The organism is Massilia oculi (assembly GCF_017582745.1).
GTDB classification, from domain to species: domain Bacteria; phylum Pseudomonadota; class Gammaproteobacteria; order Burkholderiales; family Burkholderiaceae_D; genus Telluria; species Telluria oculi_A.
Map to the genome: position 1 here is coordinate 1 of NZ_JAFVIM010000082.1, position 1,339 is coordinate 1,339.

At 56.8% G+C, this 1,339-nt stretch carries 2 protein-coding genes; both read left to right on the plus strand.

The features are described from left to right. The first annotated feature begins 71 nt into the window (after nucleotides 1–71). Entirely contained in the window at nucleotides 72–431 is a 360-nt protein-coding gene (locus J3U95_RS28205) for a transposase (protein WP_208281771.1), read from the plus strand. Nucleotides 432–442: 11 nt separating this feature from the next. Continuing rightward, nucleotides 443–1,294: an IS3 family transposase gene (locus tag J3U95_RS28210; protein WP_370662118.1), complete on the plus strand. Its 852-nt coding sequence runs from the start codon at nucleotides 443–445 to the stop codon at nucleotides 1,292–1,294. The last annotated feature ends 45 nt before the right edge of the window (nucleotides 1,295–1,339 follow it).

Consider the following 1,339-nt stretch of genomic DNA (forward strand, 5'->3'; position numbering starts at 1 on the left):
GGGGTCAGGTTGAGATGATCCGGGTTTCATGGACTTCCGAATAGGGGACAATATGCCCCGGGAGGATTTACATGACAAACAAGAAGTTGCCATCGAAGCGGGAGATCGTTCCCGCTTCATCCGAAGCCACCCCTCGCAAGCGGACCACTTATACCGATGAGTTCAAAAGGACGACGGTAGCGCGGCTGCATTCGGGAGAGCAAAGCGCCACCGACTTGGCCATCGAACTGGGTATTCGCCGCAACATGCTCTACAAGTGGGCCGACAAGATCGAGAAGCAAGCGCCAGACAAGGCGCTGCGCGCGCCTGGCAGGCCAGCCACTGACGAGCTGAGCGAAATCAAGAAGTTGCGGCGTGAATTGGCCAAGACTCAAGAGGAGCTGGCCATCCTAAAAAAGTTCGATGCGTACTTAACTCGCCTAAAGAAGTAAAGTACGCATTCATCGACGAGCATCGCAGCGAGTCTCCTGTGAAGTCGCTATGCCATGGTCTCGAAATCAGCCGCAGTCTGTACTACGCGTACAAGAAGGCTACGCCAAGCCTTCGTAGTCAGGAAGATCTGGCCTTGCGCGCCGAAATCGTCAGGATCAACACAGCGCATCGCTGGGCGCCTGGCGCAGTGAAGATGTGGCGTTTGCTCAATGCCGAAGGCATCAAATGCGGCAAGCACCGCGTCAGAAGGCTGCGCAAGCTGGAGAATATCCAGACGTCCCGCATCAAGCGCTTCCGCGCCATTCAGGCGATGCAGCGGGTGCAACCGCCAGCGCCGAACCTGGTCAAGCGTCGCTTTGACGTCAAGGCACCGAATACGGTTTGGGTCGGCGACATGACAGCCATGCGCACCAAGGAAGGGTGGCTTCATCTGGCCATCGTACTGGACCTGTTTGCCCGTCGTGTCGTCGGTTGGGCGATGGATGCCACGCAAGCGACGACCTTGCCCATGGCGGCCCTGAACATGGCGCTGGCACAGCGAAAGTCTCGGGCAGGACTGATCTTCCACAGCGACCAAGGAACCGTCTATGGATCGAACGATTACCGTCAATTGCTGGAAGCGAACGGAGTGGTGCCGAGCATGAGCCGCAAAGGCAATTGCTGGGATAACGCTGTTGCAGAGAGCTTTTTCTCGAACCTGAAGAACGAGGCAATGCACGACCGCCTCTTTGCATCCAGGGCCGAAGGAATGGCAGTGGTGAACGACTACATCGAGACGTACTACAATAAGCAGCGGTTACATCAAACCTTGGGCTATCAAACGCCTGCCGCCGTCGAAGCCGCATTCCGTGTGCCTAAATAACTGTCCAGAAAGTCCGGACCACCTCAGGTCTGACATTCGGACACG

What these genes read in the sequence shown, in the direction of transcription:
- J3U95_RS28205 (WP_208281771.1), top strand. Translation starts at nt 72, where the DNA reads ATGACAAACAAGAAGTTGCCATCGAAGCGGGAGATCGTTCCCGCTTCA.